Source organism: Nostoc sp., assembly GCF_036916655.1.
Classification (GTDB): Bacteria; Cyanobacteriota; Cyanobacteriia; order Cyanobacteriales; family Nostocaceae; genus Nostoc.
Genome location: NZ_JBALFY010000010.1, coordinates 51,613 through 73,631, shown reverse-complemented (window position 1 = coordinate 73,631; position 22,019 = coordinate 51,613). Strand labels below are relative to the sequence as shown.

Annotated in this window: 17 protein-coding genes; 8 read left to right on the top strand and 9 right to left on the bottom strand. The window is 42.2% G+C overall.

The window, feature by feature from the left end; genetic code table 11:
- Positions 1-189: 189 nt before the first annotated feature.
- Positions 190-3,132, bottom strand: coding sequence for a DNA polymerase I (gene polA / locus V7L31_RS02130; protein WP_334694727.1), 2,943 nt, complete (start codon positions 3,130-3,132; stop codon positions 190-192).
- Positions 3,133-3,671: 539 nt separating this feature from the next.
- Between polA and V7L31_RS02125 the strand changes: the two genes are divergently transcribed.
- Together V7L31_RS02125 and V7L31_RS02120 are read left to right on the top strand one after the other, a co-directional pair.
- Positions 3,672-4,370, top strand: a complete 699-nt coding sequence (locus V7L31_RS02125; RefSeq protein ID WP_334694726.1) for a PEP-CTERM sorting domain-containing protein — start codon at positions 3,672-3,674, stop codon at positions 4,368-4,370.
- Between the two features lie 266 nt (positions 4,371-4,636).
- The gene (locus V7L31_RS02120) at positions 4,637-5,506 is read left to right on the top strand and encodes a Cof-type HAD-IIB family hydrolase (protein WP_334694725.1); all 870 of its coding nucleotides are present in this window, start codon (positions 4,637-4,639) and stop codon (positions 5,504-5,506) included.
- Positions 5,507-5,685: 179 nt separating this feature from the next.
- Here the strand turns inward: V7L31_RS02120 and V7L31_RS02115 are convergent, their stop codons facing one another.
- Entirely contained in the window at positions 5,686-6,378 is a 693-nt protein-coding gene (locus tag V7L31_RS02115; RefSeq protein WP_334694724.1) for a DALR anticodon-binding domain-containing protein, read from the bottom strand.
- 525 nt (positions 6,379-6,903) lie between these two features.
- On the opposite strand from V7L31_RS02115, the gene V7L31_RS02110 reads away from it, so the two are divergent.
- A complete protein-coding gene (locus V7L31_RS02110; protein WP_069068606.1) occupies positions 6,904-7,623 on the top strand; it encodes a Crp/Fnr family transcriptional regulator in 720 nt (239 codons plus the stop codon).
- 78 nt (positions 7,624-7,701) lie between these two features.
- On the opposite strand, the gene V7L31_RS02105 is transcribed toward V7L31_RS02110, so the two are convergent.
- From V7L31_RS02105 to V7L31_RS02085, 5 genes are all read right to left on the bottom strand, one after another.
- Complete coding sequence (locus V7L31_RS02105; protein ID WP_334694723.1) at positions 7,702-8,748, bottom strand: PstS family phosphate ABC transporter substrate-binding protein; 1,047 nt, start codon at positions 8,746-8,748, stop codon at positions 7,702-7,704.
- A gap of 395 nt (positions 8,749-9,143) precedes the next feature.
- Positions 9,144-10,541, bottom strand: a complete 1,398-nt coding sequence (locus V7L31_RS02100) for an ABC transporter substrate-binding protein (RefSeq protein ID WP_334694722.1) — start codon at positions 10,539-10,541, stop codon at positions 9,144-9,146.
- 328 nt (positions 10,542-10,869) lie between these two features.
- A complete protein-coding gene (locus tag V7L31_RS02095) occupies positions 10,870-11,919 on the bottom strand; it encodes a substrate-binding domain-containing protein (RefSeq protein ID WP_334694721.1) in 1,050 nt (349 codons plus the stop codon).
- 27 nt (positions 11,920-11,946) lie between these two features.
- Positions 11,947-13,338 carry a protein kinase domain-containing protein gene (locus tag V7L31_RS02090; protein ID WP_334694720.1) on the bottom strand — a complete coding sequence of 464 codons (1,392 nt, stop codon included), beginning with the start codon at positions 13,336-13,338 and terminating at the stop codon, positions 11,947-11,949.
- Positions 13,339-13,675: 337 nt separating this feature from the next.
- Complete coding sequence (locus V7L31_RS02085; RefSeq protein WP_334694719.1) at positions 13,676-14,689, bottom strand: LysR family transcriptional regulator; 1,014 nt, start codon at positions 14,687-14,689, stop codon at positions 13,676-13,678.
- Positions 14,690-14,901: 212 nt separating this feature from the next.
- On the opposite strand from V7L31_RS02085, the gene V7L31_RS02080 reads away from it, so the two are divergent.
- The 4 genes from V7L31_RS02080 to V7L31_RS02065 all read left to right on the top strand — a co-directional run bounded on the left by V7L31_RS02080 (position 14,902) and on the right by V7L31_RS02065 (position 19,375).
- Positions 14,902-15,618, top strand: coding sequence for an NnrU family protein (locus tag V7L31_RS02080; RefSeq protein WP_334694718.1), 717 nt, complete (start codon positions 14,902-14,904; stop codon positions 15,616-15,618).
- A 394-nt stretch (positions 15,619-16,012) separates the two neighbouring features.
- Entirely contained in the window at positions 16,013-16,399 is a 387-nt protein-coding gene (locus V7L31_RS02075) for a thioredoxin family protein (RefSeq protein WP_334694717.1), read from the top strand.
- A gap of 276 nt (positions 16,400-16,675) precedes the next feature.
- A complete protein-coding gene (locus V7L31_RS02070) occupies positions 16,676-18,778 on the top strand; it encodes an NAD(P)H-quinone oxidoreductase subunit 5 (protein WP_334694716.1) in 2,103 nt (700 codons plus the stop codon).
- Between the two features lie 369 nt (positions 18,779-19,147).
- Positions 19,148-19,375 (top strand): type II toxin-antitoxin system MqsA family antitoxin, encoded by a 228-nt coding sequence (locus V7L31_RS02065; RefSeq protein WP_334694715.1) that lies wholly within the window; start codon positions 19,148-19,150, stop codon positions 19,373-19,375.
- Positions 19,376-19,397: 22 nt separating this feature from the next.
- Here the strand turns inward: V7L31_RS02065 and V7L31_RS02060 are convergent, their stop codons facing one another.
- Entirely contained in the window at positions 19,398-19,613 is a 216-nt protein-coding gene (locus V7L31_RS02060) for a hypothetical protein (RefSeq protein WP_334694807.1), read from the bottom strand.
- Between the two features lie 61 nt (positions 19,614-19,674).
- On the bottom strand, positions 19,675-19,920 hold the full coding sequence (locus V7L31_RS02055) for a hypothetical protein (protein WP_334694714.1): 246 nt from the start codon (positions 19,918-19,920) through the stop codon (positions 19,675-19,677).
- Positions 19,921-20,292: 372 nt separating this feature from the next.
- Between V7L31_RS02055 and V7L31_RS02050 the strand changes: the two genes are divergently transcribed.
- A complete protein-coding gene (locus V7L31_RS02050) occupies positions 20,293-21,870 on the top strand; it encodes an NAD(P)H-quinone oxidoreductase subunit 4 (protein ID WP_334694713.1) in 1,578 nt (525 codons plus the stop codon).
- Positions 21,871-22,019: the final 149 nt, after the last annotated feature.

Genomic DNA, 22,019 nt, shown 5'->3' with positions numbered 1-22,019 from the left:
CATAATTTATTTCTTGGAGTTTCCTTAGTCCACGGAGGTGGACTTTGTTTGTGTAGCCGCGATTTCCAATCGCCCAATACTTATTAAAGCATCCTTTAAAATTGATATCGATTAGGCCTGTTGTAACTGCTAAAACAAATGTACGCCCATCTCAATGTAATTGTTCCAGTCCCCAATCCCCAGTTAAACTTACTTCGTCTCCATCCAATTTTCACCGACACGCGCCTCTACCAGCAATGGCACACTCAACTGTACTGCGTTTTCCATCACCGATTTAATTTGCACTTGTAATTCTTCCCACTCATTAGGAGGAATTTCAAACACTAATTCATCGTGAACTTGCAACAACAAGCGCGCCTGATAGTTCTTCAAAACCTCATGCAACCTCACCATTGCAATTTTGATAATATCAGCGTTAGAACCTTGAATTGGTGCATTAGCCGCAGAGCGTAATAAACCCGCATCAAAAGGGCCTAAATTCTTCAACTTGCTCAGATCGATATCTTCAGGATTACTGCCTTTTAATTTACGTAAACTGTTATTAGTAAAGTCAAAATAACGACGACGACCGAAAATAGTTTCTACATAACCAAGAGCGATCGCTTCTTTTTTCACTCGCTCCAAATATCCAAAAACTTTCGGATATCGTTCATTAAACCGCTTAATGAACTCGTTGGCAATGTTTTTATCTATCCCAGTTGAGCGCGAAAACCTGAGAGAACCCATTCCATAAATCACGCCAAAATTGATAGTTTTTGCTATTCCTCGTTCTTCTGAGGTGATATTTTCTTTTTCAAACACTAACCGCGCGGTAACAGTATGAACATCTTCATTTTGCTGATATGCTTGCACCAATATTGGCTCTTGACTCAAATGAGCCAATATCCGCAATTCAATTTGTGAGTAATCAGCAGCCACCATTAACCAACCAGCTTCAGGCAAAAACGCCTTCCGAATTTGGCGACTAAAAGCTGTACGAATGGGGATATTTTGTAAATTTGGATTAGAAGAAGATAACCTACCCGTTGATGTTGCTGCTTGATTAAAATCAGTATGCACTCGCTGGGTATCTGGACGCACCAATGCAGGTAATGCATCAACATAAGTAGACTTTAATTTAGATAGGGTGCGATACTCAATAATCGCCTCAACAAACCCAGTGTTATCATCTTCTTGAAGTCTTTCCAGAGTTGCTGCGTCTGTAGAAAATCCTGTTTGAATTTTACGAGAATGTCTAGTACTTAACCCCAATTTTTCAAACAAGATTTGGCTCAATTGCTTAGGAGAACCCAAGTTAAAATTTTCCCCAGCTATTTCAGTTGCTTCCTCTTTTAACCTGGCTAACTCTGTTTCTAAATGCTGCGAAAGTTCTTGTAAATAAGCTGAATTAATGCGAACACCTGTATATTCCATTTCGGCTAAAACTGCTTCTAATGGCTGTTCCACTTCTGCTAATAGCTTAGACAAAGACGGAATTTTCTCCAGATCCTCACGCAATTTTGACACTAAACCAAAAGTAGAATAAGCATCCATCCCGCAGTAGTCAGCTACGGCGGAAATATCTATATCAGCGATAGTTTTGCCTTTAGGAACTAAATCTAAATAACTTTTAGCTATCAATCCCAAATATCGCTGCGACAAATCCATCAAATTATGACTTGAATCGGGATTTAGAATGTAACTTGCCAGCATGGGATCAAATACCACTCCCGCCAAGTTAATTCCTTGACACCTGAGAACTAAACGGTCAAATTTGGCATTTTGTAAAGCTTTGGGATAATCGGTACTTTCAAGAATTGGGCGTAATGCTTCTAACACCAAGTCTTTATTTAAATTTTCTCCAGTTTTGTGCCCCACAGGAATATAGGCTACTTCATCTGCTTGGGTTCCCCAACAGCAGCCAATTCCTACTAACTCAGCATCTCTTGGTTCTAAAGCGGTGGTTTCAGTATCCCAAGCAACGGGTGTTTCTGGATTAGTGAATTTTTGCAAAAGTTTCACTAACTCAGTTAGTTTGGTTTCGGTGTTAATAATGCGTGGTGTAATTGGGGAAGTAGATTGTTGTGGAACTGCGGCTGTATCACTAGCACTAAAAAACCACAAATCATTATCTTCATCAGCGCTGAATTCTGAGTTAGCATTAGTATCACTTGCGTCTTTTTTGGCTTCTTGCTTCTCTTCAACTTTGCCGCCGAACCGTTGTTGAAGGTCGTTTATCCTGCCTAAAAAAGACTTGAATTCTAATTTTTCTAAAATTGGTGATAAGACGCTTGTATCAAACCCTTTTAATTGGCAATCTTCTAAATTAAATTCTATAGGAACATCTAAAACTATAGTTGCCAAATAGCGAGATTTCTCGGCATCTTCTTTACCTGCTGCCAGTTTTTTCTGAGTTGCACCTTTAATTTCATCTAAGGCAGCATAAACATTCTCAAGTGAACCATAAGTATTTAGCAGTTGTACTGCTGTTTTTTCTCCAATTCCCTTGACTCCAGGAATATTATCTGATTTATCACCACAAAGAGCTTTGAAATCAATAATTTGTGAAGGCAAAACGCCCATCTTCTCTTTGACTTGTTCTGCTTCAAATTCCGTGATGCTATTTGTAGAGCGCTTTAGGGCATCTGGACTAAAATTTAGAACAGTGATTTCTTTGTCAGAATCGATCAGTTGAAATAAATCGCGATCGCCAGTCAGAATCTTCACCCTATACCCAGCCGCAGTTACTCTTTGTGCTAAGGTTCCCAAAACATCATCAGCCTCAAAACCAGGGGCAGTGAAAAAGGGTAGATTGAAGCCATTCAGCAACTCATGGAGATTTTCCAAGTCAGGAATAAAGTCTTCTGGCGTTTCCGGGCGATCGGCTTTATAAGTCTCGTCCGCTTCGTGGCGAAAGGTTGCCTCAGCCAAATCAAAAGCGATCGCCATTGCTTGAGGCTGTTGTGTTGCCATTACCTCCAGCAGGCACTTCACAAAACCAAAACATATACTGGTGGGAATGCCTGCTTTGGTACGCAGTCCTCCATCCCGCCCTTTAGCGAAAGCAAAGTATGAACGATAGGCCAACGAGTGTCCATCTACGAGGATGAACGTGGGGCGTGTTGCGGTTACAGAAGTGAAAGTTTCAGACATAGCCCTATTTTAGCCAGAAGCTTTGTCACATAGTTAGCAATTTCAGATGCTCGTTCAGCTTGGCTTTGGCGATAATAGCGTACTTTATTCAGTGCAACCTATTATGTATGATTTTATACATTAAAAAGTCTGAGTATTTACAGTTCTAGTACGGAAGCCCAGTAGAACCAACTTTTACCAGGGATACTACCCTAATTAAGTACGTTAGTATCAACATAGTAAATAAATCCCCAACTTTTCAGCAGAAATCTGGGATCTATACTCCTGAGGTTTTATGTTTAATTAGATAGACCTAGCTTACTTCTCAGGAACCACAAACACTAACTTAGTATTTCGATATAAGACTACCACTATACAAAGTCTCTCTTCTTTAAGAAAACTTTATATGTATCGATCATGAACCATACTTTCCGAAGGGACTTGAATATAAAAGCTTTACATAAAGTTACGTGTATTTATCAAGCCTACAAGTAAAGTTTCAGAGTTAGAAAGTAAGTTGGTAATCCCGTAATGATTCGTTTTAGAAAAAATCTTTCATCATGAAAACAAAACTATTGAACACTCTGGCGGCTGCCACAACGTTGGCAGGAATAGTTGCAACATCTAGCGCAGCTAATGCAGCTTCTCTCTCGTACACCAGTTCCATTGATTACGATTTGACAGATATCACTGATGCACCTTTGAGCGTCCAACAATTTGACTCATCTCTAGGCACACTTACGGGTGTGACAATAGGATTTACTGGCGACATCCTGGGAAATGCAGGTTTTGAAAATACGGGTAAAAGCTCGACCAATATAACAGTAAATCTTGCCAGTCAACTCCGTTTAGAACTAAATAATCAGCCTCTATTTGCGCTAAATCCAAAAAATAGCTTCAGTTACGAAGTTGGTAAATTTGACAACATCATTGATTTTAGTGGTACATCAGGAAAGACTCTTTCTGGACTAACTGCCACACAATCTGGTACTCAGTCTTTCACTAATACTCAATTCTTGCAGTCTTTCATTGGTAATAGCAACATAGACTTTTTGTTCTCAGCTACAGCCAATTCAGTAGTTTCAGGTTCGGGCAATATAGCATCTTATGTTCAAACCCTTGCCAAAGCAAATATCAAAGTAACTTATGACTACGATAATGTTAAATCGATACCTGAACCCTCCACCACCCTTGGAGTTGGGTTAATTGCTGGGCTTTGTCTGTTGTCACAACGCAAAAAAAGCTGGATCAAAGGGTAAAATTCATAGACTTTCTTGAATAAGTAGTTTTTTCCATTCTATAAATTAAAAACCCCGATTTTTTCGATAATTGGGGTTTTTTGTTATGATTATTATCCAGAATTATGAGCAATATTTAAAAAATACTATAGCAATCTAAAATATTGTGATTCAGCATCTTTATGTTATAAAAATTAGGTTGAGTAGAGAACCCAATTTTTGTTATTACTCCCCACTGGTCGTTAGACCCTGTTAACCTCTAACTGGAACTTAAAATCTAGGAAATTATGCAGAAAGCATCTGCCACTCATTTGGCATCTACCGATCGCCAGGCTGCTGCAAAAGACATTAAACTATTAGTTTTGGATATAGATGGCACGATCGCAGGGCACTCCAATACCATCAGTGCATGTGTAAAGCAAGCTATTGTGGCAGCGCAAGCACGAGGAATTCAAGTGGCGATCGCCACAGGTAGAATGTATCGTTCAGCCTTGCGTTTTCACCAAGACATCGGCTCTACCTTACCATTAATGGCCTATCAAGGAGCCTGGATTCAAGACCCAATCACCCAAAAAATTCATCGCCATTGGGTTATTTCCAGGGAAATCGCCCACCAACTAATCGACTATTTTGAACAACCTGAGTTGCGATCGCTCCTATCTGTCCACTTTTACATTGACGATCAGCTATACGTCCGTGAATTAACGAAAGAAACCAAAATTTATGCAGAACGTTCTGGTGTTATTGCAATTCCCGTAGGTGATTTGCACCAAATCTTAACGAATGAACCAACAAAAATTCTTGCTTTGTCTGATGACACTGACGTAATCGACAAGCTATTAGAAAATTTACGCCGCCAGTACACACCCGCTGAACTTTACTTGACAACATCTGTTGCTACCTTTTTTGAAGCAACTAACGCTTCTGTAAACAAAGGAACTGCTGTACGTTATCTAGCCGAAGAGTTGTTGGGATTAGAGTTAGCCAATGTGATGGCCATTGGCGATAACTTCAATGATGTGGAAATGCTGGAATATGTTGGCCTCGGTGTCGCTATGGGCAACGCACCAGCAAGAGTACAAGCGATCGCACAATGGGTAGCTCCTAGCGTAGAAGAAGATGGGGCAGCAGTAGCAATTGAAAAGTTTTTGCTGTAGTGAAGGTATTTTTTCTAACCTAACCCATATAAATCAGAAAGGACACCGACGACTGGCCGTGTTTCGTCTCGGTGCCCTAGCTGGTTCGCTCCTCACACTCCTGCTAATGTAGCCGAGGTGGTGCATTGAGTCAATAGCTATATTAAAGTTTTTATTTTTACCTAAGCAACATTACCGATTTATAACTCCAAGGGCGCAAAAACCCCCAGGTTTTCCTCTAGAACATATCTTAATACTGACTGAGTAGCCATGAGCAATCCAAGTCTGGCTTGAGCTAGCTCTGGCGACGTAATTTTCACCTCACCCCAAATCCGGCAATTAGACCAGAACTTTTCAAAAGCTTGGCTCAAATTCAGCGCTACTTTTTCCCATTTCACAGAACCGCTAACATCAGGGCACTCTATGTTGTCTACTACTTGTATTAATTCGTCAATTAGACGATGCTCGTCTGGGTGATTTAGCTGTAGTGTTCCGTCACAATTAAGCCAAGGTATAGGGTTAGGAGAGATTACATCCCAAAAATCTGGGCTAGTACTTGGAACCGGTTCTCTAAATTTAATCAATCCCTCTCGATGAGCCAGAAGCACTAACGAACAGCAGCGTGCATGGGCATATTGAACAGCGAATTGGGCATTGGGGATTGGTTTTAGTAGTCCCCCTTGTCCCCTTGTCCCCTCATCACCCCCAGTCCCCAGTCCCCAGTCCCCAGCCCCCAATCTCCCCAAACTTCCAACTACGAGACTTTGTAACCAAGTCGCTAAGGTTGAGTGAGTTAATTCAAAATGTATCCAACCAGGAGGAACTGCTTGGATGCTAAAAACGTCTTCACAAATCCCTGATAAATCTGAGGCGATCGCACTAGCAAGCTCCATCGCTTTTCGATTCTGAGATTTTGATAGTCGCAAGGATACACTTGAAGTGTATAAAACTCTCTTATCATCTCTACCTTTATGTAGAGGAATTTTTTCATCTTTTATGCATTCATTTTCTGCTTTGTAAGTATCAATGCTTATTGATTTTATTAAATAACTATACAATAGCTGCTTGATTGACGTATATTTGCTAACTGGTAATCTATGATGCACGTAATATTATTTAAATAGTCATGTAAGATAAATTTGTTACATTTCTGTCATCTATCTTGCGGTATAAATTTAATTTAGATGAAGAAAAATGAGAAGAGGATAAAATTTGATGAATAATCGATGAATAGTAAGTAAACTTTACTACCATCATTGTACAGTAGGAAGTATAACAAAAGAGTAGAGAGTAATTTGCTTTCTATTCTTTGGATTGGCTGGCGCTGTTAGGCGTTAAGCCTGCCTCGTCAACACAAAGACACTCCTTGCACCCTTTTATTTACGTCTTTGTCTTCAGCCGAACGCTCTTTGTTACCTATGCAATCTCCATCCTCCTTTTCTGAGGCATCACGGCCTTTTCTGACTTGGCAACGCATTCTTGACTGGGCTCAAGAACACTACCGCTGCCGCACCTTTAGCAAAGATGAGCGCATTCCAGCCCGGCCTGGATTGCTGTATTTGGTGCAAAGGGGTGCGATCCGCATGGTAGGAACCGCACAAGTTAGTGCGACTGCTAGTCAGCTAACGTCTCGACGAATCAACAGAACTCCAGAAGAAGCGTTCTTGGGTTTTGTGGGAGCGGGACAGCCATTTGAAATTGTTGCTCAATCACCATTCACACTCCAGGCTTACGCCCATGTTGATCAAACTGCGGTGCTGTGGATGTACTGGCACGATTTAGACAATTGGCCTCACTTCCGTCGCGAAGTTATGGATGCCTTTAGGTATCAGCACCAGCGTAAGCTGCTGTGGCTGAGTGCCTTGGGACAACGCCGCACAATTGACCGACTCTTAGGATTTCTCACATTGTTAATTGAGGAATATGGAGAACCAGCCATGAGCGACACTGATCCTGATGTGATTCGCGGCTATGCTCTGCCCTTCCCCCTCACCCATGCCCAAATTGGTAGCGCGATTGGTTCCACTCGTGTTACTGTCACCCGCTTGATGGGTAAGCTGCGTCAACGTGGCTTAATCCTGACTCAAGGCGATAACCTCATTTGCTTGCCAGCAGAATCGATTAATAGAGCTGGTTAAAGCACAGTTCAGAGCGGCGATTTCCGCCACTCTGTCTGAGTGCGATGGGCTACGCCCCGCCGGAGACGATCGCAAGAGTCAGCGAATTTTGACAAACCCAGCTTGGCTAATCAATTCCTGTCCCTGCTCAGTCAGCAGTAAGTTGGCGTAAGCGACACCTGCTTGCTGCTCAGTCTGATTATTCTGTTTGACCACCACAAACAGATTGCGGGTAATCGGGTATTTTCCTGATTGGAAAGCATCAATGTTCAATTTGTTCCGTTTCCCAGGACATTCAGACGGGAGGACAGAAGGTTCTTGGTATGGAGCAATATATTGTCCTTGTGTCCGCCCCAACGGCAAGGCTTTGATTGAACATTGAGGAATCACCTCTGGGGCAGAAGCGTAGTAGATACTGGCAGGACTACTAGCCAATTTTTGCAAGGCTTGGGTGGTTGTGGAAATAAATTCCACATTCGGGCTGAAAGCTTGACCACCCAAGATGTCTTGGACAAAAAGCTCAACCGTACCGCCATCAGCAATGCGGCGAGAATAGGGCTTAATTGGGATATTGGGGCCGCCCACCTGGCTCCAATTATTGATTTTGCCTGTGTAAATTGACTTTAACTGGTCTACCGTTAGTCCTGGGATATTCAAGTTGGGATTAACTGCGATCGCTAAACCATCAATTGCCACAGGAATTTGTTTTAAACTGAATCCACGCTGCTGGGCACGGCTTAATTCCTGATCTAGAACTGGTCGGGAGGACTGGGCAAAGGCTAGTTGACCGTCTATTAGGGACTGAATGCCAGTACCAGAACCAGGAGAAGCATTGCTAGGTTCGACATAGCGCAGCCGTAACTCTGGCCGCGCGGCTTGAATTGCTGGGTCAACTACTAGTCGAATTGGTGCCCAAGATGTACTACCTCCGTAATTGAATAATCCTGTAGGAACATCTTTTACTAAAGAGAAAGTCCCGCCACTAGGTTTTCCTGATGTGGCTTGGGGCGTATTTGTGCTACCAGAATTAACTGTATTTAGCTCTAGACCAGACTTTCTGCTAAACCACCAAAAACCTCCAGCAACTAGCCCAACTGTAATCAGAATTGATAATACAAGAATAGGTATTTCATTTTTTTGGGACATAGTAAATTACTCCCGCGTCCATTCAATATAAGTGCTTGATAAGTACTTGCTACTTGAGATTGTATTTGGAGGACGGGTATTTTGTTAGCAAATTCTGATAAATCCTAACTTCTGACTACTTACTTGCGAGACTTTCAATAAATAAATGATCTATTTTGTGGGATGTGTGTCCCCACCTTTCTCAGATTTAGGTACGACAAGATCCGCACCCCATAATAAAATTTGGGATGTTTTTTTATTTGGAAGTCCTTTAGAAGCCAAGGTACGATAAGTTTCACCTAGATTATTCGTCTCTTCTCTCAAGGACACTAAAATTTTTCCCATAAATTTCAATTTCCCATGTAGAGAGTTTCTCTAGGTTAAGTATTGGTTAATTTTTAATTTTTTATTGCTGATTAACGCACTGGCTCAAAGTCATAACCAGTGCGAGAGCGAGAACCAGGAACAATTTTTACAAGTTGGACTGGCGCATTGCGATCGCCTGATGGTAAAAATCGAATTGTACCAGAAGCACCGCTGGCAGAAAAATCAGAGGACGCCAATGCTTCTTGGACTCCAGATCGTGTAGGATTACGTTCTAATGACTTAATTAAAGAGACAGTGGCATCATAACTAAGGGCGCTTCGCCAACTCACATCAGCACCCCATAGCTGCCGCGATTTCTGAGGAAAATCTGACTTAGGATCGCCATCAATATGCCAGGGAACTGCTACTATCATTCCCGCCGCTTGCTCTCTGCCAATTTCTAAAGTTTTAGCGGTGTAAACATCATCTCCCGCCAGCAGAGTTAACTTTTTCTGGTTAATCTGAATTACTTGCAGCGCTTTATCGAGAGTTTCAGTGTTAGCAGCTAACATCAACACTTCTGTACCTTGTTTAGTTGCTTGTTCTACACTTTTAGCCGCACTAAAATCAGCCTTGGATAAGTCAAATTCGCTGGCTACTTGTCCACCCTCTAGAGAAACAGATGAGACAAACTCTGACTTTAAAGACTGGCTATAATTACTCTGAGAATTAAAGAAAACCACTGCATTTTTTTTCTGCAAAGTTTTCACCATATAGTTAGCTAAACTTCTCGCAGCCATAAAATCACTGGGAACTGTGCGAAAAACGTAGCGGCTAAAGTTAGAAATTTTGACAGATGTGCTAGTAGGAGAAATTGCTACAAGTTGTCCAGAATTATATATACTACCTGCGGCTAAGGTGGAATCGCTAGTATTCGGCCCAACTACACCTAATACTTCGGAATTGCTGACTAGGTTGGAAGCGATTTGCTTGGCTATTTCTGGATTATCGTCGTCGTTAGCTATTCCTACTCTCAACCGTACTCCCTTGATTCCCCCAGAGGTATTAACTTGATTTTGGGCTTGGGCGATGCCACGTAAAATTTCTAAAGCAGCATTGGGGTCAGTGCCTAATGGTACAGAAGCCACAATGGTATAGCTCTTAGAAGAACCGATGCGGGCATTGTTGAGAAAAATTAATGCTTCTGGATCGTTACGATTGAGTTTTAGGGCAGCTGTGAAATTGGCGATCGCCTTATCATAACTTTTAGCAGCGATCGCCTGTAATCCTTCTTTTTTTACTGGAGAAATCTCACCTGGAGTCAAGGATTTTTCCCCAAAACTAATACGGTCTTGTAAGGATGTATTGTTACCTGCATCCTGATTTTGAATGGCAGTATTACCAATTTTGACCCCATTTTTAGTAAACAACCAAAAACCACCACCAACTATGGCAACTGTTAGCAGCAAGGCCAAGGCTAAAATTTTGGTTTCATTCTTTTGTGACATGAACAAGTTTGAATAAAGTAAAAATGTTTACTATTTGTAGAACCTACGGATTAAGATAAAAAACTAACTACTCCAGACACAAAGAACACGGAGTCAATAAGAGTTTTGGGAGCATCTCACTTTTGTAAAAAGCCCTAGCGAATGGAATTCGCGGCTACACAGACAAAACCCGCGTAAGCGGGTTTCCAATTTCTTAAGTCCGCGTAGGCGGACTTAGTTTGTATAGCCGCGATTTCTAATCGCCAGGTATATTTACAAAATTGAGATGCTACCAAGAGTTTTTGCATAAGTCCTAATTTAATTATTTGGCTAAATCTAACCATTTTGATCATTTAATTCTGACAAATCCAGCTTTTTCGATCAGTTCTTGACCTTGAGATGTCAAAAGCCAATTTGCATAAGCTTCTCCAGCTTGCTGATCTGTTTGACCATTCTGTTTAACAATTACAAATAAATTGCGGGTAATTGCGTATTCTCCACTCCGAAATACTTTATTATTCAACTGATTCCGCTTACTTGGGCATTCAGATTGAGGTATAAATGGTTCCTGGTAGGGAGGCACAAATTGACCGCTTATCCGCCCTAATGGTAGAGACTTAATCGTACACTGGGGTACAATCTCTGAGGCAGAAGCATAGTAAATTGCGCTAGTATTCATTGCTACTTTTCGCACGGCTTCTGTGGTCGTACCAATGTAACTAATGTTGGTAGCAAAATTCTCTTTATTTAAAACATTTTCCACAAAAAACTCTACTGTACCCCCAGCTTCTTTACCGCGAGAGTAGACTGTAATTGGTAAATTTGGGCCACCCACTTGTTGCCAATTAGTAATTTTGCCCGTGTAGATGTCTTTGAGTTGGGCGACAGTTAAACCTGGAATATTGAGATTGTGGTTAACTGCGATCGCAATACCATCAATGGCCACCGGAATTTCTTTCAAACTAAATTCTTTTTGTTTAGCTTCGGTATTTTCTTCGGCTTTCACTGAGCGAGAAGATTGAGAAAAAGCTAGTTGATTATCTATCAACATCCGAATCCCAGTTCCAGAGCCGGCTTGGACTGAAGGAGGTTGAGTATAGCGTAAAGTAAACTGAGGGCACAGGCTTTCTAATACTGAGTCTACATCTTTACGGATGGGGGCCCAGGTTGTACTACCACCATAGTTGAATGTTCCCTCTGGGAGATTTGGCACATTACATTTATTGTTGTTGACAAACTGGTTTATGGGATTACCTGTGTTGCTATTCCCTGAAGCTTTAGAAACAGTTCCGTTTAATTGCGCCCAGCGTTCCATAAGAAACCATAGACCACCAAAGATTAAACCAATGGTGATGATAATGGCTAAAAAAAGACTAAGTGTTTCGTTTTTCTGAGACATTATGTAGCTGTTAGCACCAGGAGTTTTTTAAAGTAAGAGAGATAATAATTTATAAATAAGTCGAAATATGGCTGTCAGTGAAATAGCTACTAAGCCAGCTGCAACGGCTAAAGTAACCACTATCAGAATGTCAAGACCACCCCGTAAAAATGGGAGAAAAAAAATAATCGCAAAAGTAATTGTGGGAATAATTAATAAATCGAACTTTTCAATCCACCGCCTAGTTTGAGCAAAAATTAGTATACCTAAAATCAGGGCGGAAGTAGTAAAAACAATTATTGGTGATTTTACTAGACTGAAGAGGGCGATCGCGATTAATGCCCCCTCAAATCCACTAAATGCCGCCCCACCCAATAATTCCAATGTAGAAAACGCTGGTTGAGTTGATGAACGGCGGGCGAAAATACTGGAACCTTTGGATGCTTGTGGTGGGAGTGTTGCAGAGGATGAATTAAGTTGTGTAGGGGCTAAAGCCTGTGAACTAAGGGCACGTAAAACTTCCTGCGCTGACTGAAAACGCTGATTAGCAGCAGGTAGCAGCATCTTATCGAAAATGTCAGCAAGGCGGGGGTTGATATTTACTTGCGATCGCCATTTCCACTGGTTGCTATAGGCATCAAATAGTTGAATTGCTTCCTGATGTGTTAACAAGGTAATCAGAGTGACAGCTAAAGCGTATAAGTCCGTAGATGGAAATACTTGACCTCCAGTCATCTGTTCAGGCGGTGCAAATCCCATAGAATAAATTCCTGTGGAAGAAGCCGCAGAAGGAGCGTTTGTTACTTGCTTGACTGCACCAAAATCTAGTAAAAAAAGTTTTCCATCACGACGACGCATGATGTTTGAAGGTTTGATATCTCTGTGGATAATGCCTCTATCATGGACAAACTCTAATACTTTCAGGATTTCTTGCAATACCTGTAACACTTGCTGTTCAGAGAATTTGCCTTGTTGAACTAATTCTTCCTCTAGGTTTTTCCCGTCAATGTATTCTTGTACCAAGTAAAAAAATTGGTCTTCTTGTCCTGATTGCAAGCTATTAACTATTACTGGAAAGAAGGCAAATAAATCAGGAATTTGCTCGTGGTCGTTACCAAGCTGTGCTAAAACTTCTGCTTCTCTCTCAAACATTAACTGCGCTTGTTGCAGTTGAGTTGAGGTTAAATTTCCCGCTGGTTGAAACTGCTTAACCACGCATTGACGCATTCCTGGTATTCGGCGATCGCGTGCCAAAAAGGCTGCTCCAAAACCGCCCCTTCCCAATAGCTTTATTGGCACATATCGACCATCTAGCATCAGTGGCATACCACAGGTAGTGCAATACTTCTGCTGGGTTGTTTTCAGTGTCGTAATATCGTCTAAATCGGCAAAATAGTTTTGTGGGCGTGGACAACGTGGACGAGTGCAGTAAACTTCCATTTTCGTGATTAGTCAAAATAATTCGTAATTGATAATATTCACCTTCTCTACGAGATGTTACGCCAATAGCGAGAAGCAGGCTACGTAATTCGTAATTAGTTCAGGTTACAGAACAGCTAAATTTATTAATTGGAGAACAGGAACCTTTTTTCCTAATATCAAACCCTTGGCTTGTCTACGGCATCCTGTACAAACATCGATGAGTTAATCATTACGAATTACGTTAGCGTAGCGTAAAGCCTTTGGCATGGCTTCGCTTAGAGCGACAGAGGAGCGTCATTACGAATTATTTGGTCATTTACAAAAAAACAAAGGACAAATGACTAATAACCTGATTTTAGTCTTCGCCGGATAAGCTGGGTGTTGCTACCTCCAATGTAGTTAATACTATGTTTTTTTGTGCTAATTTTAACACATCTTGATTCCATCCTGGGTTAGCGAACTGGGGCAAAATTTCTTGACTAAAGGCTTCTGCGGCCTTGGATCTATAGCGATTGGGATTAAAAATCAACCACAATGTCCGTTTGACGACTACACCTTCAATGGGAGTACGATGCAAAACGCCCATTTGTAGCTCTTTAGCGATCGCACTAGTTGAAACAAAAGCAGCCCCTAAACCAGATTGCACAGCATTTTTAATCGCTTCAATGGAATTTAATTCCATTTCAACTTTAAAACGTCTGGTATCAATTTCACAGCGTCCTAGCACTTGGTCAATTACTTTGCGGATAGTCGATTGGGAATCTAGGGCAATGAATTGTAATTTATATAGGTCTTCTTTTTGGATTTTTTCAAGTTTGGCGAAGGGATGAAAGACAGGTAAAATCAGGGCTAGTTCGTCTTCAGCGTAAGGAATAACTTCTAAAGATTCTGAGAGTTCACCAGGAATTTCCCCGCCGATAATCGCCAGATCAACTTGTCCATTTGCGACACTCCAAGCAGTTCGCCGGGTAGAGTGGACGTGTAATTGCACTGCCACATCGGCATATTTTTGTCGGAACATACCGATCATTCTCGGTAAGAGATAAGTGCCGGTGGTTTGAGAAGCACCGACAATTAAAGTCCCACCTTGGAGATTTTGTAAATCCTCAATGGCGCGGCAGGTTTCCTGACACAGACTGAGGATTTTTTCACCGTAGCTTAAGAGTAGATGCCCGGCTTCGGTTAATTGGGCGCGTCGTCCTCCGCGATCGAATAAGGGGACATCGAGTTGCCGTTCGAGATTTTGGACTTGCAAACTGACGGCGGGCTGGGAGACGTAAAGACTATCAGCGGCACGCTTGAAGCTTCCTTCTTGGGCGATCGCTTTTAAAATACGTAACTGATCTAAAGTGAAAGGAAGGTCAGACATAAGGCTCAACCCACAAACTTTGAAAGGAGCGGATGCACACAACAAATCAGGTTTAGCAGCAATCAGCTAGGTATGATTTGTTGCATATTGAACTTGAAGGCTTGACTCGAAAAAGACAGTGGCACAACATCTTGACTAAAGTCCCCTTTTGAATACTTTGTGGTATTGGTTGTACTGAATTCAATTTTCTTTAAATTACTTCACTCGTTTATATGCCGTTGATTTCTTGGTTGACACCCAGTCATTTTGTCATACTGGGGTTACAAATAGTTTTTGCGATCGCTCACAGTGGAGGCGCTGCTTTGCGTCCAAGGGCCGAAAAATACATTGGCCCAAGGCTTTATCGCATTCTCTTTGCATTAGTCAGCCTACCGTTGGCTGTGATATTAATTATTTACTTTTTTGGGCACCGTTATGATGGTTTGCAACTTTGGCAGGTACAAGGAGTGCCAGGAGTGCGAGAATTTGTTTGGCTGCTGTCAGCAATCTCGTTTTTGTTTTTATATCCTGCTACCTTCAATCTACTAGAAATTGCTGCCATTCAAAAGCCCCAAGTTCATCTCTACGAAACAGGAATTATTCGGATTACCCGTCATCCCCAAATGGTAGGGCAAATAATTTGGTGTGTTGCCCATACTCTCTGGTTGGGAACTACCTTTACTCTTGTGACTTCCATTGGATTGGTATTGCATCACTTGTTTGGGGTTTGGCACGGGGATCGCCGTTTGAGCGATCGCTATGGCGAAGCTTTTGAAGTTGCCAAACAGCGGACTTCAATTATTCCCTTTAAAGCAATTATTGACGGGCGTCAATCTCTCAAATGGCAGGAATTTCTCCGCCCTGCCTATTTGGGAGTTACTATTTTTATCGCTTTGCTTTGGTGGTCTCACCCTCTGTTACAGGAAGCAACTAGTAGGATAGGATGGTAACTCTAGATGATCCCCAGTGTCAGCAAAAAATCCGAAATAGAGGAAATTTCAGCTTATCAATTGCTCCAAATCAATGTAGGATAAATTCAAACATCTATAAATGAGGGTGCATTGAGTCAGTTTGAAATTTTATATTGGTAGTCATTGGTCAGTTGCCTTTAGTTGGGAAAACGCGGCAGATTCAGTTAAATCTCCAGGCAGCCACGGCAATCAGGAGTTTAACATCCAAAAAAGCCAGCGCGATTTCCACGGTGGCTTTTTTGTCAGAGACACATTAACGCGCTCAATTTTTCTGTGTCCTGAAAGCATCTATCGGCATTCAATGACTTGCCAATCTTTCACTTCAGTCCTGATAGCTAGTTTGATATAAAAACCTTATAATCCAAGAGGCGTCATGGTGTTGTCGGTTAGTGAGCGGACATTTACTCAAGAAGTTTTAGAATCCCCTATTCCTGTTTTAGTTAATTTTGAAGCACCTTGGTGTGGCTTGTGTCGGATTATCCACCCACTATTGTTGGAATTTCAAGCCCAATGTGGGGAAGAAATTAAATTAGTTGCGGTTAACGCCGATCAAAATTTTAAATTGTCAACTACTTATAGGCTAAAATCACTACCTACTTTACTATTGATTGAAAATGGCACTGTTCGCGATCGCTTGGAATGCTTTCGCGGCAGAGAAGATTTACGTCTAGCTTTAGAAGAGATTAAAGTCAGCTACAGCAATTGCCCGAAAATCTACACTAGTTCCAAAACAATGGATTTAGAATATCGATCAGCCTGATGGATATTGATATTGGGCATGGGGCATGGGGCAAAACAGTTCCGAGTTCCGTTAGGTTTAGCCCGTGCTGAGTGGGGAATCTCACTTCTTTACTCAGCACTCCTGAAGGGTATGGGGCAAATGACCAATGACCAATGACAGATGACCAAATCTAAAACCATGCTTAATACCCCACCCAATCAGTCTTGGGTGGGTTATTTTATGCTAAAGGGTGTGTGTCACAATTATTAACAGTTTGGACACACTAATCAAGAATTCTAAAAGTAGGCGTCAGTGATGGAAGTAATCTATCAGTATGCCTGGCTGATTCCAGTGTTCCCGCTTTTTGGGGCAATGCTGGTCGGTCTAGGGTTAATCTCGTTGAATCAGGTGACAAACCGCCTACGGCAGCTTAACGCTGTGGTGATTATCTCCATGATGGCAGCAGCTATGGCGCTGTCGTTTGCCTTGTTATGGAGTCAAATTCAAGGACACGCGCCTTATCTCCGCACCTTTGAATGGGCAGCAGCAGGTAATTTTCACCTGAGCATGGGCTACACGATCGACCACCTGACAGCCCTAATGCTGGTGATTGTCACAACGGTAGCCTGCTTAGTCATGCTTTACACCGATGGCTACATGGCTCACGATCCCGGTTACGTGAGGTTTTACGCCTATCTCAGTTTGTTTGGCTCTTCAATGTTAGGTCTGGTGGTCAGCCCCAACCTAGTACAGATTTATATATTCTGGGAACTGGTCGGGATGTGTTCCTACTTGCTGGTCGGCTTTTGGTACGATCGCAAGTCAGCAGCAGATGCCGCTCAAAAAGCGTTTGTAACCAACCGCGTCGGCGACTTTGGTCTATTACTCGGCATTCTGGGGCTATTCTGGGCAACAGGAAGCTTTGATTTTAATATCATGGGCGATCGCCTCGCCCAACTCGTCGAATCAGGTTCCATCAGCAATTTTCTCGCTGTCCTGTTTGCGATTTTAGTTTTCTTAGGGCCAGTTGCGAAATCAGCCCAATTCCCCCTCCATGTCTGGCTACCGGACGCAATGGAAGGCCCCACCCCCATTTCTGCCTTGATTCACGCGGCAACAATGGTGGCAGCGGGTGTTTTCCTGATTGCCCGGATGTACCCAGTATTTGAAGGCGTTCCAGTTGCAATGAATGTCATTGCCTTTACTGGGGCGTTTACGGCATTTTTGGGGGCAACCATTGCCATTACCCAAAACGACATCAAAAAGGGCTTGGCTTACTCCACCATTTCCCAACTCGGTTACATGGTGATGGCAATGGGCATAGGTTCCTACAGCGCTGGATTATTCCACCTGATGACCCACGCCTATTTCAAAGCGATGCTGTTCTTGGGTTCAGGTTCCGTAATTCACGGTATGGAAGGTGTTGTTGGACACGACCCCGCCTTAGCCCAAGATATGCGCTTGATGGGCGGATTGCGAAAGTATATGCCCGTCACGTCAATTACCTTTTTGATTGGTTGCTTGGCAATTTCTGGTATTCCACCCTTTGCTGGCTTCTGGTCAAAAGATGAAATTCTAGGGAAGGCTTTTGAGGCTAATCCACTCCTCTGGTTCATCGGCTGGCTAACTGCCGGGATTACTGCTTTCTATATGTTTAGAATGTATTTCTCGACATTTGAAGGCAAATTCCGGGGTACTGACGAGAAAATCAAGCAAAAACTTAAGAAGGCGGCGGCGACAATTGTCCTGGAATTAGAGTCAGAAGAACTAGCGCCGAATTTTGGGCCTGGGGCGATGAAGAAAGGAGAATTGGCTGCCACTGGTGAGCATCATGATTCCCATGACTCCCACGGGCATCACAGCGACTCCCCCCACGAATCGCCGTGGACGATGACCCTGCCGTTGGCACTGTTGGCTGTGCCTTCGATTTTGATTGGTTTGGTGGGAACTCCTTATGCCAATTATTTTGAAGAGTTTATCTTTCCTCCTAGTGAAACCCTCTCCGAAGTTATAGAAAAGGCTGCCGAGTTCAATCCGACGGAATTCTACATTATGGCGGGTGCCTCAGTGGGAATTTCCTTAGTTGCGATTACCTTAGCCTCGCTGATGTATTTGCAAGGGAAAATTGACCCGGCTGCGATCACTTCTAAAATCAAACCACTTTACGAGTTATCCCTCAACAAGTGGTACTTTGATGACATTTACCATCGGGTTTTTGTCCTCGGCTTGCGTCGCCTAGCTAGACAAGTTATGGAAGTTGACTTCCGCGTTGTCGATGGTGCTGTTAACCTCACAGGCTTTTTCACCCTTGTTAGCGGTGAAGGTCTGAAGTACCTAGAAAACGGTCGCGCTCAATTCTATGCCTTGATTGTGTTTGGGGCGGTTTTAGGCTTAGTGATTGTCTTTGGTGTTACCTGATTTTTATTGGGGTGGGCGATCGTCCGCCCCTACATTAATTTCTTGATTTCCTGGTTTGGTTGCCAGATGATCGCATTACGAAATAATTTATTTTCTCGATTACTGTTATTAACTTTTATCTATAGAACATCCAAACTCTTTTCTTGAGCTAGTGACAAATTAGTTTTAAGCATGAAGTTTCGAGTTATCAAATATTATTAGTTTTTGCTCATAAATCTGACTCACTAACTCCTACTTTGGCATCCTCACACAGTCATCTGTAATCAACTCGCGGGGATTAGTTACGCAGGGAGGTAAATATGATATGAAAAAAAGACTCCTGGAAAAAGCGGAGAGAAGCTTAGATGGTTTTACAACTAGGATACAAAGATGATGAGATGCGTAATTTGTCAGCACGGAGAAACTAAACCAGGTTTAGTAACTGTGACATTAGAAAGAGATGAATGTATTATTGTCTTAAAAAAAGTTCCGGCAGAAATTTGTGATAATTGTGATGAATATTATTTAAGTGATGCAGTTACAGAACAGGTTTCAGAAAAAGCAGAGTCAGCTATTAATAATGGAGCAGAATTAGAGATTATTAGATATGCAGCTTAGTTTTCTTATTGGCGTTTCTGCTTTAGTTTGGTTTTGCAAGTCCTTCTGCAATCTCTCTTTTAGCAGATTGGGCAGATGCAATCAGTTGTTGTTGAGTTTTCTTAGATGATTTATTCCATTTCAATTCATCTTGCAAATCTTCCAGGTACTCTCGAAGATGTTCTGCAACTCTTTCTTGTACATCTTCAGATAAAGATTCCATCATCTTAATTACAGTAGCGATCGCTGGAGATGACATAATCGAATTTCCCTTATCAACTTTCACTGTTTATTTTACTAAAAAAACTCAATCAAATCGCCTACTGTAATCCCAAAGCTCTGAAACTGGGAAAGTTTGTCCTGCTGCTGCTTGTCGCACGGACTCTTGCAAATCGGCTAATATTTGTTGCTTTTGGCTCTTGTTCATCAATCCAAGCTAAACCACTGGCGTTATCAGAATTTATGGAACTTATAAGCTGTTGCCAAAGTTCTATAGGGACGAGTACATCTGTTGTTTCTCCATCTACGTTAGTGAGATAACGAATTTGATTTTTAATTTGTGCCATTATCATTATGGTTATTTCTCCTTTGATGCATTTTTGTACCAAATCGCTTTTTTCAACAACCACCAAACAGCATAGTGTATTGTTAGCGATGGGTTGGATTACGCGTAGACGCGGAGCGGCTTGTCGTAGACATCGCACATTGCTTAAATTCTAGTTTAGCGGCTTTATCTAGGGTAAATTTTTGACTTAAATACCAGTATTTAAACTGATATTCTGAATTCCCTCAAGTAAAAATAGATTCCTCGGATACCAAATGGGGGATTGCCAATTTAATTAAATCAACCTAACAATGAAGGAAAAATTGCTAAAAAGCTGTTAGTTAATAACTAGTGACTTTTTGCCAAACATGATTTTGATAGCAGATTGATTGTGATGAATATAGCTAATTTCCCCTGGCTGACGACGATTATTCTGTTTCCGATAGCGGCGTCGCTACTTCTTCCCATCATCCCTGACAAAGAAGGCAAAACAGTGCGCTGGTACTCCCTCGTCGTAGGGCTGATAGATTTTGCACTAATTGTTTATGCTTTTTATACTGGGTATGATTTCTCCAATCCAGATTTGCAGTTGGTGGAAAGTTACCCCTGGGTACCACAACTGGGTTTGAATTGGTCAGTAGGGGCTGATGGCTTGTCCATGCCCCTAATTATTTTGACTGGATTCATTACCACGCTGGCGATTTTAGCAGCTTGGCCTGTCACCTTCAAGCCTAAGCTATTTTTCTTCTTGATTTTGGCGATGTATGGCGGTCAGATTGCCGTGTTCGCTGTCCAGGATATGCTGTTATTTTTCCTGGTGTGGGAACTGGAACTAGTACCGATATATTTCCTGCTGTCGATTTGGGGAGGCAAAAGGCGGCAGTATGCAGCGACTAAATTTATTTTATACACCGCCGGCGGTTCGCTGTTTATTTTGCTGTCTGCCCTGACAATGGGATTTTACGGCGATACGGTAACATTTGACATGAGAGCGATCGCCTTAAAAGATTTCGCCCTGAATTTCCAACTTGCCCTCTATGCTGGCTTCCTGATTGCCTACGCCGTCAAGTTGCCGATTATTCCCTTGCACACGTGGCTACCAGATGCCCACGGTGAAGCTACAGCCCCCGTACACATGTTATTAGCAGGTATTCTCCTGAAAATGGGCGGTTATGCCTTAGTTCGGATGAATGCCCAAATGCTGCCCGATGCCCACGCTTATTTTGCGCCAGTGTTGGTAGTTTTGGGGGTAGTTAATATCATCTACGCCGCCTTGACATCCTTTGCCCAGCGAAACCTGAAGCGAAAAATTGCCTACTCCTCAATTTCTCACATGGGCTTTGTGATGATTGGTATTGCCTCCTTCACCGATTTGGGATTGAGTGGGGCAGTATTGCAAATGGTTTCTCACGGGTTAATTGGGGCGAGTTTGTTCTTCCTCGTCGGGGCAACTTACGATCGCACCCACACTCTAATGTTGGATGAAATGGGCGGTGTTGCCAAGAGAATGCCGAAGATTTTCGCCATGTTCACCACTTGTTCAATGGCTTCTTTGGCATTGCCAGGGATGAGCGGTTTCGTGGCAGAATTGATGGTATTTGTGGGCTTTGCTACTAGCGATGCTTATAGCTCTACCTTCAAAGTCATTGTGGTGTTCTTGATGGCAGTGGGAGTGATTTTAACTCCGATTTATCTGCTGTCGATGTTGCGAGAAATTTTCTACGGTAAAGAGAACGAAGAATTAGTTTCTCACCAAGCTTTGATAGATGCCGAACCCCGTGAAGTATTTATCATTGCCTGTTTGTTAATTCCGATTATTGGTATTGGTTTCTATCCCAAATTGCTAACTCAGATGTACGACGCTACAACTGTACAATTGACAGCAAGATTGCGTGATTCCGTGCCGACATTAGCACAGCAACAAGAAGAAACGCTAAAGGTTTCTTTGAGTGCGCCGGAAATTGGTAATTAAGTTGCGATCGCTAGTTTAGTTTAAATATTGATTACTTTGAGGGCGGGTTTTTTACCCGCCCTTTTTGTTATTCACTCAAAAGTTTTGATTTGGTAAAGTAAAAAACAACTCATCGAATTGAGTTAAAAAAATCCTGTATAAGATAAGTA

Coding starts and splice junctions, on each gene's coding strand:
- polA (WP_334694727.1), bottom strand. CDS start 3,132: ATGTCTGAAACTTTCACTTCTGTAACCGCAACACGCCCCACGTTCATC.
- V7L31_RS02125 (WP_334694726.1), top strand. CDS start 3,672: ATGAAAACAAAACTATTGAACACTCTGGCGGCTGCCACAACGTTGGCA.
- V7L31_RS02120 (WP_334694725.1), top strand. CDS start 4,637: ATGCAGAAAGCATCTGCCACTCATTTGGCATCTACCGATCGCCAGGCT.
- V7L31_RS02115 (WP_334694724.1), bottom strand. CDS start 6,378: ATGGAGCTTGCTAGTGCGATCGCCTCAGATTTATCAGGGATTTGTGAA.
- V7L31_RS02110 (WP_069068606.1), top strand. CDS start 6,904: ATGCAATCTCCATCCTCCTTTTCTGAGGCATCACGGCCTTTTCTGACT.
- V7L31_RS02105 (WP_334694723.1), bottom strand. CDS start 8,748: ATGTCCCAAAAAAATGAAATACCTATTCTTGTATTATCAATTCTGATT.
- V7L31_RS02100 (WP_334694722.1), bottom strand. CDS start 10,541: ATGTCACAAAAGAATGAAACCAAAATTTTAGCCTTGGCCTTGCTGCTA.
- V7L31_RS02095 (WP_334694721.1), bottom strand. CDS start 11,919: ATGTCTCAGAAAAACGAAACACTTAGTCTTTTTTTAGCCATTATCATC.
- V7L31_RS02090 (WP_334694720.1), bottom strand. CDS start 13,338: ATGGAAGTTTACTGCACTCGTCCACGTTGTCCACGCCCACAAAACTAT.
- V7L31_RS02085 (WP_334694719.1), bottom strand. CDS start 14,689: ATGTCTGACCTTCCTTTCACTTTAGATCAGTTACGTATTTTAAAAGCG.
- V7L31_RS02080 (WP_334694718.1), top strand. CDS start 14,902: ATGCCGTTGATTTCTTGGTTGACACCCAGTCATTTTGTCATACTGGGG.
- V7L31_RS02075 (WP_334694717.1), top strand. CDS start 16,013: ATGGTGTTGTCGGTTAGTGAGCGGACATTTACTCAAGAAGTTTTAGAA.
- V7L31_RS02070 (WP_334694716.1), top strand. CDS start 16,676: ATGGAAGTAATCTATCAGTATGCCTGGCTGATTCCAGTGTTCCCGCTT.
- V7L31_RS02065 (WP_334694715.1), top strand. CDS start 19,148: ATGATGAGATGCGTAATTTGTCAGCACGGAGAAACTAAACCAGGTTTA.
- V7L31_RS02060 (WP_334694807.1), bottom strand. CDS start 19,613: ATGTCATCTCCAGCGATCGCTACTGTAATTAAGATGATGGAATCTTTA.
- V7L31_RS02055 (WP_334694714.1), bottom strand. CDS start 19,920: ATGGCACAAATTAAAAATCAAATTCGTTATCTCACTAACGTAGATGGA.
- V7L31_RS02050 (WP_334694713.1), top strand. CDS start 20,293: ATGAATATAGCTAATTTCCCCTGGCTGACGACGATTATTCTGTTTCCG.